The organism is Microcoleus sp. MON1_C1 (assembly GCF_036701945.1).
Taxonomy (GTDB): Bacteria; Cyanobacteriota; Cyanobacteriia; order Cyanobacteriales; family Microcoleaceae; genus Microcoleus.
Window position 1 is genome coordinate 12,603 of record NZ_JAUBRO010000030.1, and the last position, 16,687, is coordinate 29,289.

The 16,687-nt window shown below is 45.7% G+C and carries 13 protein-coding genes; 7 read left to right on the plus strand and 6 right to left on the minus strand.

The features are described from left to right. Positions 1 to 78 precede the first annotated feature (78 nt). The 4 genes from QUA62_RS17880 to QUA62_RS17895 all read left to right on the plus strand — a co-directional run bounded on the left by QUA62_RS17880 (position 79) and on the right by QUA62_RS17895 (position 7,287). A complete protein-coding gene (locus QUA62_RS17880) occupies positions 79 to 1,812 on the plus strand; it encodes an ATP-binding protein (protein WP_190662648.1) in 1,734 nt (577 codons plus the stop codon). An 875-nt stretch (positions 1,813 to 2,687) separates the two neighbouring features. Further along, positions 2,688 to 3,692 carry an RNA polymerase sigma factor, RpoD/SigA family gene (locus QUA62_RS17885; protein ID WP_190662649.1) on the plus strand — a complete coding sequence of 335 codons (1,005 nt, stop codon included), beginning with the start codon at positions 2,688 to 2,690 and terminating at the stop codon, positions 3,690 to 3,692. Positions 3,693 to 4,156: 464 nt separating this feature from the next. Further along, positions 4,157 to 4,654, plus strand: a complete 498-nt coding sequence (locus QUA62_RS17890; protein ID WP_333405724.1) for a hypothetical protein — start codon at positions 4,157 to 4,159, stop codon at positions 4,652 to 4,654. After that, the gene (locus QUA62_RS17895) at positions 4,642 to 7,287 is read left to right on the plus strand and encodes a CHASE4 domain-containing protein (RefSeq protein WP_333405725.1); all 2,646 of its coding nucleotides are present in this window, start codon (positions 4,642 to 4,644) and stop codon (positions 7,285 to 7,287) included. Before QUA62_RS17890 ends, QUA62_RS17895 begins: the two co-directional genes overlap by 13 nt. A gap of 49 nt (positions 7,288 to 7,336) precedes the next feature. On the opposite strand, the gene cobO is transcribed toward QUA62_RS17895, so the two are convergent. Beyond that, a complete protein-coding gene (gene cobO / locus QUA62_RS17900) occupies positions 7,337 to 7,960 on the minus strand; it encodes a cob(I)yrinic acid a,c-diamide adenosyltransferase (protein WP_333405726.1) in 624 nt (207 codons plus the stop codon). 58 nt (positions 7,961 to 8,018) lie between these two features. Next, positions 8,019 to 8,597, minus strand: coding sequence for a Uma2 family endonuclease (locus QUA62_RS17905; RefSeq protein ID WP_333405727.1), 579 nt, complete (start codon positions 8,595 to 8,597; stop codon positions 8,019 to 8,021). Between the two features lie 900 nt (positions 8,598 to 9,497). Between QUA62_RS17905 and QUA62_RS17910 the strand changes: the two genes are divergently transcribed. The 3 genes from QUA62_RS17910 to rimM all read left to right on the plus strand — a co-directional run bounded on the left by QUA62_RS17910 (position 9,498) and on the right by rimM (position 12,455). Continuing rightward, positions 9,498 to 10,778 carry a molybdopterin-binding protein gene (locus QUA62_RS17910; protein WP_333405728.1) on the plus strand — a complete coding sequence of 427 codons (1,281 nt, stop codon included), beginning with the start codon at positions 9,498 to 9,500 and terminating at the stop codon, positions 10,776 to 10,778. Between the two features lie 259 nt (positions 10,779 to 11,037). Then, positions 11,038 to 11,670: a response regulator gene (locus QUA62_RS17915; RefSeq protein WP_006632834.1), complete on the plus strand. Its 633-nt coding sequence runs from the start codon at positions 11,038 to 11,040 to the stop codon at positions 11,668 to 11,670. Between the two features lie 143 nt (positions 11,671 to 11,813). Beyond that, positions 11,814 to 12,455, plus strand: a complete 642-nt coding sequence (rimM, locus tag QUA62_RS17920; protein WP_333405729.1) for a ribosome maturation factor RimM — start codon at positions 11,814 to 11,816, stop codon at positions 12,453 to 12,455. Between the two features lie 170 nt (positions 12,456 to 12,625). Here the strand turns inward: rimM and QUA62_RS17925 are convergent, their stop codons facing one another. From QUA62_RS17925 to QUA62_RS17940, 4 genes are all read right to left on the minus strand, one after another. Further along, positions 12,626 to 13,084 (minus strand): phosphate-starvation-inducible PsiE family protein, encoded by a 459-nt coding sequence (locus tag QUA62_RS17925; protein ID WP_333286404.1) that lies wholly within the window; start codon positions 13,082 to 13,084, stop codon positions 12,626 to 12,628. Positions 13,085 to 13,444: 360 nt separating this feature from the next. After that, positions 13,445 to 13,756: an RNA recognition motif domain-containing protein gene (locus QUA62_RS17930; protein ID WP_332948676.1), complete on the minus strand. Its 312-nt coding sequence runs from the start codon at positions 13,754 to 13,756 to the stop codon at positions 13,445 to 13,447. A gap of 16 nt (positions 13,757 to 13,772) precedes the next feature. Next, the gene (locus QUA62_RS17935) at positions 13,773 to 14,219 is read right to left on the minus strand and encodes a hypothetical protein (protein ID WP_333405730.1); all 447 of its coding nucleotides are present in this window, start codon (positions 14,217 to 14,219) and stop codon (positions 13,773 to 13,775) included. Positions 14,220 to 14,380: 161 nt separating this feature from the next. After that, a complete protein-coding gene (locus QUA62_RS17940; RefSeq protein WP_333405731.1) occupies positions 14,381 to 16,576 on the minus strand; it encodes a nitrate reductase in 2,196 nt (731 codons plus the stop codon). Positions 16,577 to 16,687 lie beyond the last annotated feature (111 nt).

The window sequence follows — 16,687 nt, forward strand, 5'->3', positions numbered from 1 at the left end:
GAAAATCTAAAATAAAAAATCGCCCGTCGAAAATTGCTCGATTATTAACAATCTAAAATCTAAAATCTAAAATCTAAAATGGATCGACCTTTAGGCTCTGTTATTCAAGGTTCTCTGAGCAAGGGATTAGAAGTGCGACTGCACGCCGACGTTTCGGTGGAAGATATGAGGGTGGGGAAATTTCTAGTAGTGCGGGGGGTGCGATCGCACTTTTTCTGTATGCTCACCGACGTGTCTCTCGGAACTTCTAGCGCCCGCATTTTATCGAATCCTCCCAATCCCGACGACGATTTTCTCCTCGCTGTGCTAGCAGGTAGCAGCACCTACGGTACCATCGAACTGTCGCCGATGTTGATGTTGACTGCTGAACGAGAAAAACAGCAGGCAATTTTCGACCCGACCAAAAACGGCGGAGTTCGCGAGAATAAGCTGGCGTTAGGAAATTTGGCTTCTTTTGAGTCACAAACCGGTGCGGATATAGAGTTGCTGCCTGTCAAAACTATTCCCAGCCACTTTTCCCAGGTGTTTGATGCCAAAGAAACTGATTTTCGGGCAGTTTTTGGCTGGGAAGATGACCCGTACCGCCGCAATTTTGCGATCGGCAAACCGATTGACATGGACGTTGCTGTGTGCTTGGATTTAGACCGATTTGTGGAACGCAGCAACGGAGTTTTTGGCAAGTCTGGAACGGGAAAATCTTTTCTGACACGCTTGCTATTGTCGGGAATTATTCGCAAGCAAGCTGCTGTCAATCTAATTTTTGATATGCACTCGGAGTACGGGTGGGAAGCAGTTTCGGAAGGGAAAAAGTTCAGCACTGTTAAAGGTTTGCGGCAGTTGTTTCCCGATAAAATTCAGATTTATACCCTCGATCCAGAATCGACCAAACGCCGGGGAGTCCGCGACGCTCAAGAGTTATTTTTGAGTTTCGATGAAATAGAAGTGGAAGACATCGCTTTGGTACAGCGCGAGTTGAATTTGTCGGAAGCTAGTATCGAAAATGCGATTATTTTGCGAAACGAGTTGGGCAGCAGTTGGATCAATAAGTTGCTGGAAATGAGCAATGAAGATATTTCAATGTTTTGCGAAGAGAAGCGGGGGAATAAATCTTCGATTATGGCTTTGCAGCGGAAATTAGAGCGGTTGAACGATTTGAAATATATTCGGAAACGCTGTCCGAAAAATTATGTGACTGAAGTTTTGCAGTGTTTGGATGGCGGGAAGAATGTAGTAATTGAGTTCGGTTCACACTCGGATTTGCTGTCGTATATGTTGGCGGCAAACGTGATTACTCGCCGCATTCACGGATCTTACGTGCGAAAAGCTGAGAAGTTTTTGCAGAGCAAAAATCCGTGCGATCGCCCGCAGCCGTTGGTGATTACCATTGAAGAAGCTCACCGCTTTCTCGATCCGGCGATTGTGCGATCGACTATTTTCGGTACGATCGCCCGAGAAATGCGAAAATACTTTGTCACCCTGCTGATTGTAGACCAACGTCCTTCCGGCATCGATGCCGAAGTCATGTCGCAAGTCGGAACGCGCATTACTGCTTTGCTAAACGATGATAAAGACATTGAGGCTATTTTTACCGGCGTTTCGGGAGGGCAGAGTTTGCGTTCAGTGTTGGCAAAACTCGACTCCAAACAGCAAGCATTAGTTTTGGGACACGCCGTACCCATGCCCGTAGTCGTGCAAACTCGCCCCTATGACGAGCAATTCTACAGAGAAATTGGGGATATTGACTGGCAAGAAATGCCCGATGAACAAGTATTTGCCGAGGCAGAATCTGCTAAAATGGATTTGGGATTTTAGATTGACAACTCCTAGATTCATTACAGAACTTAGGCAAATGTTACTGTAAATTAGTCTTTGCGAACAATTGGCGATCGCTGGTAATGACAGAAATATCTAATTTTTGCCTCACTTATAAACGAAAAAGTGCGATCGAACGTCAAAAAAATTAGGCCCCAGCTTTCAGTCAGAAGCTTTTCCCCTTTCACCCCCTCACCCCTCATCCCTAACTGCCCAAAATTTGCCTAAGCTTAAACATGGAGATGATGGAGCCTCGCAGCACAATGAAAGTCAAACAGGGCAACAGCCAGCCTTTATACACCTTGTCGTTACTCGTAGCCGAATTGGATTAACATATTTAAATAAAAATGTCAATAAATATTTTAAACAGTTACTCCCCTCTAATACGGCGATCGAGTTCGGTTATCTCGCATCCCAGCATCTAGGCAGCGAGAAAATTTCAAGCGATGATGGAACAGAGAGCAAAACAAAGCCCTCGAATTGCATGAGTCTGTTTGCATGAGTATTGTGAAGTTAAGTGGCAGTTAAAACTAACAGGGAATTCAAAACCTTAAGGAAAAATGTAGAATCTTGACCTTAAGACAGAGGTTTTTACCCTTTACGATCCTCAAAATTGGGAATAATATTGAGAAAACTAAACTCTTGCTCGACTTCGCCTTGAACTAGCCGTTAAAGCTAGCGAGCTACCGGAAATCGACGGGGATTACTGAAAAATCCAGCATAAAAGTAATCCCAAACAAAAAGCTTCTACCGATCGTCACCGATAAACAGGAGGGGAAACATCCCCTTTGTCGCAGTCTTTATCCCACTTGCAAAAGTGGGACAGGGTATCACCAACTTTTTATCTGTTGTTACAAGGAGTGCAATACTCACCCATGTCCACCATAACCCCCAAAAACAAAACAGTGAAAGCCGATCGCATGGGCAGCCGGCCATACTCCTCAACGGATACGGTTCGTACCTATCTGCACGAGATCGGTCGCGTACCTCTGCTAACCCGAGAAGAAGAAATTGTTTTCGGGAAGCAGGTGCAGCAAATGATGAAATTAATCGAAGCAAAACAAGCACTTGCTAAAGAATGGCAGCGGGATCTGACGGATCAAGAGTGGGCTGCTGAAATGGAGTTGACCGAACCCGAACTTAGCCGGATCTTGCACATAGGGCGGCGCGCCAAGCAAAAGATGATTGAAGCGAATTTGCGGCTAGTAGTCGCGATCGCCAAAAAATACCAGAAACGCAATATGGAATTCTTGGATTTAATCCAAGAAGGCACCCTCGGTTTAGAACGAGGAGTCGAAAAATTTGACCCGATGCGGGGATACAAATTTTCTACCTATGCCTACTGGTGGATTCGGCAAGCAATTACCCGTGCGATCGCCCAACACGCCCGCACAATTAGATTGCCAATTCACATCACCGAAAAACTCAACAAAATCAAAAAAGTGCAGCGGGAACTTACCCAGCAGTTGGGCCGATCTCCCTCCCCCGGGGAAATTGCCGCGGCCTTGGAACTGCACCCTTCCCAAATTCGGGAATACCTGCTGATGGCAAGACATCCAGTTTCTTTGGACTTGCGGGTAGGAGACAACCAAGATACCGAACTGCAAGAACTCTTAGAAGACGAAACTGCATCTCCCGACAACTACATTACCTCGGAATTGCTGCGGCAAGACCTCGATACTTTGATATCAGAACTTACCCCCCAGCAGCGAGATGTGATAATTCTGCGCTTCGGTTTGGAAGACGGCACAGAAATGTCTCTGGCGAAAGTGGGAGAACGCCTCAATCTCAGCCGGGAACGGGTGCGGCAGCTAGAACATCAAGCCCTTGCCCACCTGCGGCGCCGCCAATCTCAAGTCCGAGAATACTTGGCTAGTTAGTCACTAAAAAAGTTGAGATTTTGGGAAATCTCAACTTTTTTTACGTCTATACCAGTTTGAAAAAAGAATGTAACTGTAAGCCGGTGATTCACACAATTAGGCAATAGATCATTCCCAATTATTCCATTCTTTAATCTAAAACACGACTTACGCACTATCGAGCTTAAATCAAGGGTTTGAGATTGCTTCACTACGTTGTCTTGGGACAGAAAATCGTAGTATATGCGTCCAGGACTATAAAATTTAAAATCTAAAATGGTATTATTTGACGGGTCGATCGCCCGATCGGGGCGGACGCAAAATTTGTCAAAACTAATCTTACATTTAAGTTCAGGAACCGGGCGGGCGATTGTTCCTTCAAGTTAATAGCCAACATTAAGCCAAATACCCGGTTTCTCTACGATCTTTGTGAAACTGGTACAAGAGGCGCTTGGAACCAGGTATTTTAAATTTTGGGGTCTGGAGTGGTTTTGACTTATTTGATATTGACAGGAAGTTTAGAAGCGATTGCGATCGTGCTTGCTCTCTCGCCCGGTAACTTCAGCATCGCATTCCCCGCACGCCTGGTACAGGACTCGGACATCAAATCCGGCGTTTTAAGCTCGCAATCTCCCCCAAATCCTGCGCCAGATACAGCTAGCACAGGTTTAGCAGATGGCATTTACCTCTACGGCCAGTCGAGCAAGCCAGATGAAATTAAACAAGAATATTTGGTATTGGAAATGCGGCAGAGTAAGGTAGTCGGAGCTTTTTACCTGCCTCGGTCTGCTTTTTACTGTTTTTACGGCACAAGCGAGCGAACTCAGTTAAATTTAACAGTAGTTGACAGTTACGACGGCAGTCGCTCTCCCTACTCCGTAAATCTGCAACAGTATTACCCAATTTCCAGCATCAGCGACAACGATCGGCGCATCTTGGGTATTTGCAAAGAATCTCACAAACAGCAGGTGTGGGAAAAGTAGGAAACACGCGCTGCGCCACCAGTCAGGGTTCAGGAAACAGCGGTAAAATTGCTCCTGAGTTGAGAATTTCGGACGGACACCACACACATGGCAAGATGAAACTGCGTCGGAAAACACTATCGATCGTTGGCATTACCATCGCTGCATTGACTGGCATTCTGTATGTCGCCTCCTCAAGCATCCTCTTGGGCAGCCTGATCAAAGCAGAGGAACAAGAAGCCACACAGGTTGTCAAGGGAGTGCTCAGCGTGTTCGGGCAAACCGCAGACGACTTCAACTCGCGCTTTGCCGACTGGTCGGCCTGGAACGACACCTACGATTTTATCCAAAACCGCAACTCAAAATTCATTGCCTCCAATTTAATTCCAGAAGGGCTGGCTAATATAAGAGTTAATATAGCCGTATTTGTCAATACTTCTGGCGAAATAGTTTACGGTAGGGGTTTAGACAGCGAAAAGCTGAAATTAACGCCTGTTCCAGAAGCATTAAAACGGCGCATTTCTCTCAGCGACCCGCTGTTGCAGCACCGCAACGCCAAAAGCAGCCTCGCTGGTATCCTGCTGCTACCGTCAGGGCCAATACTGATTACTTCCCGGCCAATTGTCAGGACTAAAAGCACCGGCCCGATCCGAGGTACGCTGATATTCGGGCGCAATTTAGATGCTGCGGGCATTGCGAAGCTTTCTAAAATTACTCGCTTGCCGCTAATCGTACACAGCGTTAATGAGCCTGGGTTGCCTGCTGACTTTCAGAAAGCGCGGGAGAAACTGTCGGAAAAAAAGCCGATTTTGGTGCGTCCTTTAAGCGAAGAGTCGATCGCGGGTTACGCCCTGATCCGCGATATTTACAACCAACCTGCGCTGCTATTGCGGGTGGATATCCCCAGAGAAATATATCGGCAAGGTCACATTAGTTTGCTGTACCTGCTGGGATCTGTAGCGTTAGCGGGAGTTGGGTTGGTCGGGTGCACTCTGCTACTGCTAGAGCGTCTGGTGCTGTCTCGGTTGAGCGGTTTGGCGAAAGCAGTGAACCACGTCAGCAGCAGCCAAGACCTCTCGGTGCGACTGCCGGTTACGGGTGAAGATGAGTTGTCAGACCTTGCCCATACTATCAACGGAATGTTGAGTGCGATCGCCCAAGCCGAAAGCGAACAACTTGAGGAAAAAGCCCGCTATCGAGCGGTAGTCGAGCAAGCTACAGATTGTATTTTCCTATGGGACGCTCAAACCAAACGCCTTTTGGAAGCCAATACAGCGTTTAGAGACTTGCTCGATTACAGTCTGGATGCGATTTCGCAACTAACTATTTACGATATCATCGCTTACTCTAAAGACATAATTGACAACAATATCGAGTTGCTGCTGACGAACAAACAATTCAGAATTGGCGAAGTTCTCTACCGCCGCCGAGACGGTTCCTGCGTGGACGTGGAAGTGAGCGGGAGCGTGATTTCCTACGGCGGCCGCGAGATTATTTGCACGGTTGTCCGGGACATTACCGAGCGCAAACAAGCCGAAGCCGAACTGCGAGCCTCGGAAGAACGCTACAGACTTTTGTTTAAAAATAACCCCCATCCGATGTGGGTTTACGATTTAGAAACTCTAGAATTTATAGCCGTCAATCAGGCTGCTGTCCAACACTACGGCTACACTCGCGACGAATTTCTCAACATGACCGTTGCGGACATTCGTCCCCCCCAAGAGCTGCCGAGATTGCTAGAAAATATCTCCCAAGTAGATGCCGGTATTGAGTTTGCAGGTGTATGGCAGCACCAGAAAAAAGACGGAACAATTATTGATGTTGAAATTACTTCTTATGCTCTGGTATTTGATAGCAGAAATGCTGAATTAGTGCTTGCTCACGACGTGACCGACCGCTTGCAAGCCGAGGCAGAACTCTACAAGGCAAAGGAAGCCGCAGAAGCAGCTAGTTTGGCTAAAAGTCAGTTTTTGGCTAACATGAGCCACGAACTGCGAACTCCTCTGAATGCGATTATCGGTTACAGCGAGATTCTGCAAGAAGAGGCTTTAGATTTGGGCGAAGAAAATTTTGTATCGGATTTGGAGAGAATTCACCATTCAGGCCAGCTTTTACTTTCTTTAATTAATGATATTCTGGACTTGTCGAAGATTGAAGCCGGTCACGCGGAACTTGAATTAGAAACTTTTGACGTGTCGGAGGCAGTTCTAGATGTAGCCAGAACTGTGGAACCGCTATTTTTGCGAAACACTAATCGCCTGAATGTGGAGTGTCCTAATAATATTGGCGAATTGTATTCCGATCAAACTAAGTTTACTCAAATTTTGTTTAATTTGCTCAGTAATGCAGCTAAGTTTACTCATAAAGGAACAGTTACACTCAGCGTAGAAAGAATAAAAAATGACGAGAATAGTGGGAATTCCGAACAGTTAATTATTAAGTGTACTGATACGGGGATTGGGATTACTCCTGAACAGCTACAAAAGTTATTTCAACCTTTTACGCAAGCTGATGCTTCGACTACCCGCAAGTACGGAGGTACGGGTTTGGGCTTGGCAATAGCGCAGAAATACTCTCAGATGCTGGGGGGAGAAATTACTGTGAGTAGCGAGTTTGGCAAGGGGTCAACTTTTACTCTGATATTGCCAGCATAGCTCTTTTTTAAATTTTAGAGAGGCGCCAAAGTCTTGACTACAAACAATATTAATACTCAATGCCTGGTTGAGCTTTAATCCCTTGTTCTCGGAATGGATGCTTAACTAAAGTCATTTCTGTCACTAAGTCTGCCCGTTCGATTAGCGCTGGCGGGGCGCCTCTGCCTGTTAAAATAATGTGGGTTTCTTCTGGTTTTTGTTCTAACCCGGAAAGCACTTGCTCGACTTGCAAATAACCTAGTTTTAATGCTATATTGACTTCATCTAAAAGAACTAATTTAAATTCGGGATTGCAGATGAAAGTTAGGGATTTTTCCCAGGCTTTTTGAGCTGTTTCGATATCTCGCTCGCGGTTTTGCGTGTCCCAGGTAAAGCCTTCCCCCATTGCGTGGAATTCTAGCTGTTTTTCCCAGAGTTGAAAAACGGCTTTTTCTGCGGGTTCCCAAGCTCCCTTGATAAATTGTACTATAGCGACGCGGTATCCGTGACCGAGCGATCGCACAACCATTCCCAAAGCGGCTGTAGTTTTGCCTTTCCCGTTACCAGTATTGACTATAATTAAACCTTTTTCTTTTGAGGAGTTAGCGATTCGCTGCGCCTGTACTTCTTGGCGGCGCTGCATTTTCTGTTTGTGCTGTTCGGCTGTTAGGGAAGTTGTTTCTTTAGTTTCCATTAGATTTTTTTAACCGCAGATGAACGCCAATAGACGCTGATGGATGCAGACTTTTTAGTTATTGCCAGACTAGCTGCAAGTTTAGCACGAAACCGGGCAAAACATCTTCTCCTGAAAGTTCGGCGGGAGATTCCAGTATTTCTACTTCTTGTCCTGGGCGATAGATTTCGACTCGGCGGGTTTTGCGGTTGATTAACCAACCTAGTTTTACTTGGTTGTTCATGTATTCTTGCATTTTGTCTTGGGTATCTTTTAAACTATCGGTGGGCGACATTAATTCCAAGACAAAATCTGGGGCGATGGGAGGGAATTTTTGTTTTTGTTCGGGAGTAAGTGCGTCCCATCTTTCCTTTTTTATCCAAGAGACATCGGGAGAACGATTTGCACCGCTGGGCAGTTTGAAGCAAGTTGAAGAATCGAAACAAATTCCCAGTTGGGTTTGTCGGTTCCAAATCACAAAATCCGCATTAATTTCTGAGTTATAACTTCCGGTTTCTCCTCCCGTAGGTGGCATGATGATTATTTCTCCTTTGGCGTTGCGTTCAAATTTGACATCGGGGTTTTCGCGACACAGTTGATAAAATTGGTCGTCGGTTAGTTTAACTATGGAGTTGAAGTTGATGGTAACTGCTATCATGGTATTTTATCAGGATGCGTTGGGATTTTTAAGCCACATAATGTATATGAATGCGGATAAATGCCGAGCGATGCCGATGCTGTAAATATTATTGAGGTGGGAAGAAGGATTTGAGTTGTATTTTTTGGGAGGCACTGGTGATATCATTATATCATCTACTTATAACTAACTCTCAAAATTTTTATATAAAGCTTTTAGGAGGAAACACTTACAGACATACCAATAATAAAACGCAATGTTGATTTCGCTAAACAATTTAGGTACTCCCTCTAGTAAGCTGGAAAATATTTTGTTTTTTAAATGCAGGGAATCCACGCCGATAGCAAAAAACAACAAGCCCAAACCAGCTAACAATATTGGGTAGGGAGTCAACTGTAGTTCTCGCCGAAAAAAACATCCGTAGGAGCACAAAACAACGGCGTACAAAAGGCTTACTCCTAGCTTTGGAATGCCTAAGGCTATCATATATATATGAATTCTGTAACTGTGATTCAGCAGAAATCCACCTGTTAAAAGAGCGGAGAAGAGAATAAATCGATTTTCGGAATTGCGCGGTTGAAGACTTTGAGCTAGTCCATAGGTGAAAGTACAAACAATGACTGGTACAGAACATAAAATCTGGAATATCCGAGTTAACAAGGCGACATTGGGATTGGGAGAAAAATAAGGGTGAAAGAATAAATCGCTGACTTTTAAGCCGGAAAGTTGAGTTAAAAGTATCAGCAGCGCCACTAGGAAGAAGGATAAACAATTTAGTCGGACAACCAAGCGAGAAATAGTCATCAGCAATTAATACCAAAAATTAGGTTTACTGCCAAAATACAAAAAAATTATATCACCAATATCTCTGGAGATTTTGCTAAACTTAATCAGGAGTGTTATCAAAACAAGGAGACAGTCATGCTGTCAGTGAAAGAAGCAGAATCGATCGTTCTAAATTTGGCGCAACCCCTCGACAGTCAGCGGGATGTAGAAACTGTAGACTTGCTGGCAGCATCGGGGCGCATTTTGGCTGCCCCCGTAACTGGTTCCCTTGATTTTCCTTATTGGGATAATTCAGCAATGGATGGGTACGCGGTGCGGTTTGCTGATGTTGAAAATTGTAGCGCCGAAAAACCAGTGGTACTCGAAGTAGTTGAAGAGATTCCAGCCGGATATCAGCCTCAAAATACCGTCCAATCGGGGCAAGCGGCGCGAATTTTTACGGGTGGAGTGATGCCAGCGGGTGCTGATACGGTGGTAATGCAGGAAGAAACAAGGCGTGAGGGCGATCGCATTTTTATCTTAGTTTCTCCTGAAAAACCGCAAGCATTTGTCAGGCACAAAGGCGCTTTTTATCAAGCAGGAACACCTTTGCTAACTCCCGGTACAGTTATCAACGCCCCAGAAATGGCGGTGTTAGCAACTGCCCAGTGCATTCAAGTTCCAGTTTATCGGCGGCTGCGGGTGGCAATTTTTTCTACGGGTGACGAATTGGTATCGCCTGACGAACCTTTGGCACCGGGGAAACTGGTAGACTCGAATCAGTATGCTTTGACCGTTTTGTTGGCACAAATGGGATTTGAACCGATTCGATTGGGAATTGTTCCTGATAATGAAGATGCCTTAAACAAGGCGATATCCCGGGCTGTTGCGACGGCGGATGTGGTGCTTTCTACGGGGGGCGTCTCGGTAGGAGACTACGATTATGTCGAGAAAATTTTGGCGGATTTGGGAGGAAAAGTTCACATTAGTTCTGTGGCGATTAAGCCGGGGAAACCTTTAACGGTTGCTGAGTTTAAACGAGGTGAAAAAAATGATGATTCTCCGAGTTTTAGTTCAGATTGTCTCTATTTTGGTTTGCCGGGAAATCCGGTTTCGGCTTTAGTCTGCTGTTGGCGGTTTGTTGTGCCTGCTTTGAGAAAAATTTCTGGGCTTGCCGCGGATGCTTGGGGGCCGGAGTTTGTCAAAGCTAGGTGTAATGCTGAATTGCGATCGCCTGGCCGGCGCGAAACTTATGTTTGGGGTAAACTACATTTAGTTGCGGGAGTGTGGGAATTTGAACCTGCTAGCGGCAGCCAAAATTCAGCGAATTTAATTAACCTCGCCAATACAAGTGGTTTAGCAGTTTTGCCACCAGCGGAAACCGGGATTTTACCAGGTGAATTCGTGGAGGTTTTAAAAGTTAGTCAGTATTTATAGCCTTTCTCAGTAACATGAGGTGCACGCTTGATATAGGGCATAGGGCATAGGGCATAGGGCATAGGGCATACCTCACTTTATTGAGAACTGCTATAGTTGTTATTTGTTAGTTGTTATTGGTTCGGTGTAAGTTGATGTAAAATATTAATAACTAAGTAATCTTCTTCCTTCTTTCTCCCTTCTTCCTTCTTCCTTCTTCCTTCTTCCTTCTTCCTGACATCCGTTACACAATCCGTTGCCGAACTTCCTTCGTATTATTATGAGAATTTTAATTGTTGAAGATGACCCGATGATGCAACTGGGATTAGAGCAAGTTTTAGCCGATTCCCCAGAAATAGAAATAGTAGGACAAGCAGAAGACGGCTATTTAGGCGTAGCAGCCGCACTGAAACTCAAACCTGATATTATTGTGATGGATATCGGTTTGCCGCGGCTCGACGGCATAGCAGCGACGCAGCAAATTAAAGCACAACTGCCAGAAGTTAGAGTAGTAATGTTAACTTCTCACACGGCAGAAACTGAAATTATTGCTGCCCTTTCTAGTGGTGCTGATGCTTATTGTATTAAAGGTGCTTCCGTAGACAGGCTGTTAGCAGCAATTGCAGCCGCAGCAGAGGGAGCTACATACCTTGACCCTCAAATTGCGCGCACTGTCATCGAGCACCTCAAACCCCCGATACCTGCCTCTACAACTACTTTTGGTCAGTTGTCGCAGCGGGAATTGGAGGTGTTAAAATTAATGGTGGAAGGTAACAGCAATCCCGAGATAGCAGCGGCGCTTTACTTGAGTCCAAATACGATTAAAACTCACGTTCGCGGTATTATGAATAAGTTGGCAGTGGATGACCGCGTGCAAGCAGCAGTTGTAGCGCTGAGAACTGGATTAGTGTAAAGAAGGAAGAAGGCAGAAGGAAGAGGGAATAAAAATAATTCAACATTTTTCAGTTGCTTTCTTCCCAATTCCCCATTGCGGATTCCCAATTCCCAACACCAAATTCCCATTATCAATTACTAGCAATTTGAGTGATATAATCTATGTCTGAGTGGATAGAAATCGGTAAAATTGTAGCAGCTCAAGGTTTGGACGGGGAAGTGCGAGTCTATCCCGATTCGGATTTCCCGGAAAGGTTTATCGAACCGGGGAAGCGGTGGATTTTGCGCCCTAACAAAAGTGAACCGGAACCGATCGAGTTTTTGGGCGGTCGCTACATTCCCGGCAAAGGGCTGTATGCTGTAGAGCTAGAGGGTGTGGAAGACCGCGATAGTGCTGAGGCGCTGCGGGGCTGTAAGTTGTTTGTTGAAAAGACCGATCGACCTTACCTCGAATCTGATGAGTTTTACGTCCAAGATTTGATCGGTATGGAAGTTTTTAACCAGTTAACCGGGGAAATTTTAGGCAAGGTAAGTGATATTATTCCTGCAGGTAACGACCTTTTAGAAGTAGAAACGAATCTAACGCCGCCGGAAACTGTCGCCGCAGAATTAGAAAAGCCAAAACAGCCGGAAACTCCCAAAGCCAACGCTGACCCCAGAAATACCCGCAAACCACGGAATATTCGCGTTAAAGAGCCTAAATCCACAAAAATTTTGATTCCTTTTGTGGAAGAGATTGTGCCAGTTGTTGACTTAGAACAAGGCCGAATTGAAATTGTGCCTCCTCCTGGTTTATTGGAATAATATCATTTCTGGTCAATCGACCGGATATGATAGAACAATTCTAAATAAGTCGTAAATTTTTTACCCCACCCCAACCCTCCCCTTGGTAAGGGGAGGCAGTAAGCAATTCACGAATGATGCGAGGATTGCTATATTAGTTATTTAAAATTCCCACTTCTCAATTCCCCATATTAATCTTTTTCTTTATTTGTGTACCGCACTATCAAGTAACTGATAGAAAGCGCGAAAATTGCAATCGCCAAACCAATCAAGTCGGCTGCTGTTTTCTTTTCCAGGTCAAGAATGATGATTTTTCGAGATACTGCTATCAAAGAAGTTACAATAACTAGCTCTACTTGAATTACGTGCTTTTTCAGATAAGCTGTAATATTTTCCAAGATTTCCAGAGCAATTAAAACATTTAAAAATAACCCAAATATGACAAACAACGTGTCTTTTAACAAATTATCACTGTGGTTTACCAATTCTTTGGCTAAAAACACCAGCAAATCGCAAACGCTGACGATAATTACCAAAATCATCGCCAGTGATAAAATTTTCGATATTATTACCTCTACACTTTCCGTAAAATGCAGAAAATTTTCTTCATTCCCTAACTTAGAAATTTGCCTAAATATTTTTTTCAGCATACCGGTGATTTAGTCATCTTTCTTGATGATTCTGTCATTGTTCGGTACACTTTGCAAGGGTTTAACTCTGGGATTGCCTGGTTTCGCTGTGCCACCCTGGTGCTGGACAAGGGTTCTTTATCTACCTGTTATATTTTATAATTTTTCGTGTCACCTAGGAATCGATCGCACGCGATCGAACTCCTGATTAATAATTTTTGCCATAAAAAAGCCTCAAACTATTGTCTAGCAATATTTTGAGGCTTTTAAGGCGCGGTGCAATCACTGAACTAACTATCCATTCTCAACAGAGAATGATCGTTGATTCCCAGCTTGCTCCGACGCAATATACAAGATAGCTAAAAATTTAGCTCGGGTGGTTTAGTAGCGACGAGAATTGCCACCGCGATCGTTGTTACCCCAGTTACCGCTGTTAGAAGAACCACGTTCTTCGCGGGGTTTTGCCTTATTGACCTTGAGGTCGCGACCCATCCACTCAGCACCGTCAAGAGCCTCAATGGCTGCGGCTTCTTCGGCTTCAGTAGACATTTCTACAAAAGCGAAGCCCCGCATCCGACCTGTTTCCCGGTCAGCAGGCAACTGAACGCGCTTTACTGTTCCGTACTCTCCAAAAGTTTGGTTGAGGTGCTCCTGCGTTACTTCGTAGGATAAATTGCCGACATAGATTGACATTGAACATTCTCCAGAATCAGAGTGTGTAGAGATTTAAATCCGGAGGAACGCCGATCGAACGAACTGTACTGCCGAAAATAAAGCCTTGTAAAACCATCATAGCACCTTGAGGTGCAAACGGCAATTGTCTGACTCGATTAATTAAAAAGAAAGCAGAAGCTATTCGCCACAAGGCATTCTGCGGAAGCAAAAACCCCCAATCAAGAAGGAACAACTCAGAATAAATAAATTTAATTTTTCTTGTTCCCGGGCTCTGCCGGGGAAACCCAGTTCTTAGGCTGCGTAATGGCATAACGATTTTAGGTTTTAGATCTGGGATTTGGGATTTAAGATTTATGTGTAGGGTATGTCCGGGTTCACAATTGCTCGATCGAAAGAGGTTGTTACCCGAAAAACGGATACAAGCCTCCCACTCCTGTCTTGGAGAGATCCCAATTTTAGACTCTTGTTCAAAATCCCACATCTATCTGTGGAGTAAATCTCAAATCGTTCGGCTCAGAGCGATTGACTAAGCGCTTGTCGAACGTCTCGCCGAACATCAACCCGGTTCATCCCCATGTCGATCGCCCGGGGCTTCCCGCTCGTTCTTCGGTGAGTTGTAACATCCCGTAGTTGGACGGCAGCTCAAGAAGTGACGGCGAGAGTGGATTTTGCCCAATTAAATTCCTCAACTTCTGCAGCAACTTCTGATCCAACTTCCGCCGCAGTTTCGGCCCCAACCAGCACCAACTGCACCGCACAAGCTTTTAACTCGGGCTGTTTGGAATCTGGACAGCTTGCAGCATGAGTCATAGCATTGGCTTCAGCACCTTCAGCCCACAGAGAACCCCAGTGCATGGGTACAAATAGCGTACCCGGGGCGATCGCCTTTGTGAGTTTTGCCGGAAACTGCGCCTTGCCGCGGCGCGATCGAACTTCCAGCAAATCCCCCTCCTTAATCTGCAATTTGGCAGCATCGCGGGGGTGAATTTCCAAAAACGGGTCCGGGTGCAATTGATTAATTTTTTCTGTTCTACCCGTCCGCGTCATCGTGTGCCAGTGTCCGTAAACTCTTCCTGTCGTTAACACAAACGGATAGTTCGGATCGGGAGGTTCTGCCAGTCCCCGGGAGTGATAGGCCGAAAATCTCGCCCGCGCATCAGGAGTGTGAAAACGCCTGTCAGTATACAGCCGTTTCGCTTCGTTCGCTGGATGCACAGGCTCGTTTTCCCGGCAAGGCCACTGCTGCGGCCCTTCTTGGCGGATGTATTCGTGGCTCAGACCGGTCATGTCGCAAGGCTGGCCGCGCGTCAACTGCGCGTACTCTGTAAAAACCTCCGCACTGTTCTCGAAAGCAAAGTGTTCGGCAAAACCCAACCGCCGTCCCACCTCGGCGAAAATGCTCCAGTCGTCGCGGGCTTCCCCGGAGGGAGTGTCGAAACCCGGACAAAAGGTAACGCGGCGTTCGGAATTCGTCATTACTCCGGTTTTTTCGCTCCACTGCGTTGCCGGCAGCAGGATGTGAGCGTAGGCCGAGGTTTCAGTGGGATAGTAAGCTTCTTGATAAATAGTAAAGGGCGATCGCAGCAAAGCGGCTTTAGTGCGTTCCAAATCCGGCATACTCACCACCGGATTAGTAGCTGCAATCCACAGCAACTCGACTTCGCCACTTTCCAAACCGGTAATCATCTCCCAAGCTGTGCGGCCCGGATTCGGGGAAATGCTTCCCGGTGCGATTCCCCAAAACTCCTCGACTTGGGTTCTGTGTTCGGTATTTTTCACAAATCGGTAGCCTGGGAGCAAATGAGACAGTCCTCCGGCTTCCCGCCCTCCCATCGCGTTTGGCTGACCGGTGAGGGAAAACGGGCCACTTCCCGGTTTGCCGATTTGACCGGTCATCAAGTGCAAATTAATCAGCGATCGCACCTTTGCCGTGCCTTCCGACGACTGATTCATCCCCATCGACCACAGCGACAAAACCCGCTGCGACTGTTCCCAGTAGTTGGCCGCCGTTTCTAACTCGCTGACAGTAATGCCGCAGCGCGAGGCTACAAACTCCGGCGTGTAGCTGCTAATAACCTCAGCAAAAGCTGAAAAATTCGCCGTGCATTCTTCAATAAACTCAGAATCTATTGCTTGCCTGCGTAACAGCAAATATGCAATTCCGTTAAGCAAATCTATATCTGTACCTGGTTTAATTGCTAAGTGCAAATCCGCCGCTTCAGCAGTCGGAGTCCGCCTTGGATCTACCACAATCATCTTGACATTGGGATTTTTTTTGTGGTATTTTGCTAATCGATTAAATACGATCGGATGGCATTCCGCTGTATTGCTGCCGATAATAAAAGCGCAATCTGTTAATTCTAAATCGTCGTAACAGCAAGGCGGCCCGTCCGAGCCAAAGCTTTGAACGTATCCAGAGACTGCTGAAGACATACACAAGCGAGAATTAGCATCAAAATTATTAGTACCCAGACAACCTTTCATTAGTTTCTGGGCAATATAATAATCTTCTGTTGCGAATTGACCCGAACCGTAAACGCACAAAGCATCGGGGCCGCTGGTGCTGCGAATTGTTTGGATGCGGTTAACAATTGCATCAAGAGCTTCGTCCCAGCTAGCGCGGCGGAACGGTTGGTCGAGAGTATCTCGCATCATTGGATACAGTAGCCGATCGCTCCGAATGGACTCTGCTACGGTTGCTCCCTTAATACAAACCATGCCCTGACTCGATGGGTGATTGCGATCGCCCCGCACTTTCCAACTTTGTTTTTTGTCGGGAACAACTTCTAGACCGCAACCTACACCGCAGTAAGGGCAAAGAGTTTTTATAGTTTCCATCTGTTGATTTTAGATGCTAATTTTTGAAAGCTAATGGGTAATTCGTAATTTGTCATTATAGCCGGAACTGAGAGCTCCTGCAAATAACGTGTCAATCATTACTAAATTTTC

What these genes read in the sequence shown, in the direction of transcription:
- QUA62_RS17880 (WP_190662648.1), top strand. Translation starts at nt 79, where the DNA reads ATGGATCGACCTTTAGGCTCTGTTATTCAAGGTTCTCTGAGCAAGGGA.
- QUA62_RS17885 (WP_190662649.1), top strand. Translation starts at nt 2,688, where the DNA reads ATGTCCACCATAACCCCCAAAAACAAAACAGTGAAAGCCGATCGCATG.
- cobO (WP_333405726.1), bottom strand. Translation starts at nt 7,960, where the DNA reads ATGGAAACTAAAGAAACAACTTCCCTAACAGCCGAACAGCACAAACAG.
- QUA62_RS17905 (WP_333405727.1), bottom strand. Translation starts at nt 8,597, where the DNA reads ATGATAGCAGTTACCATCAACTTCAACTCCATAGTTAAACTAACCGAC.
- QUA62_RS17910 (WP_333405728.1), top strand. Translation starts at nt 9,498, where the DNA reads ATGCTGTCAGTGAAAGAAGCAGAATCGATCGTTCTAAATTTGGCGCAA.
- QUA62_RS17915 (WP_006632834.1), top strand. Translation starts at nt 11,038, where the DNA reads ATGAGAATTTTAATTGTTGAAGATGACCCGATGATGCAACTGGGATTA.
- rimM (WP_333405729.1), top strand. Translation starts at nt 11,814, where the DNA reads ATGTCTGAGTGGATAGAAATCGGTAAAATTGTAGCAGCTCAAGGTTTG.
- QUA62_RS17925 (WP_333286404.1), bottom strand. Translation starts at nt 13,084, where the DNA reads ATGCTGAAAAAAATATTTAGGCAAATTTCTAAGTTAGGGAATGAAGAA.
- QUA62_RS17930 (WP_332948676.1), bottom strand. Translation starts at nt 13,756, where the DNA reads ATGTCAATCTATGTCGGCAATTTATCCTACGAAGTAACGCAGGAGCAC.
- QUA62_RS17935 (WP_333405730.1), bottom strand. Translation starts at nt 14,219, where the DNA reads ATGTGGGATTTTGAACAAGAGTCTAAAATTGGGATCTCTCCAAGACAG.
- QUA62_RS17940 (WP_333405731.1), bottom strand. Translation starts at nt 16,576, where the DNA reads ATGGAAACTATAAAAACTCTTTGCCCTTACTGCGGTGTAGGTTGCGGT.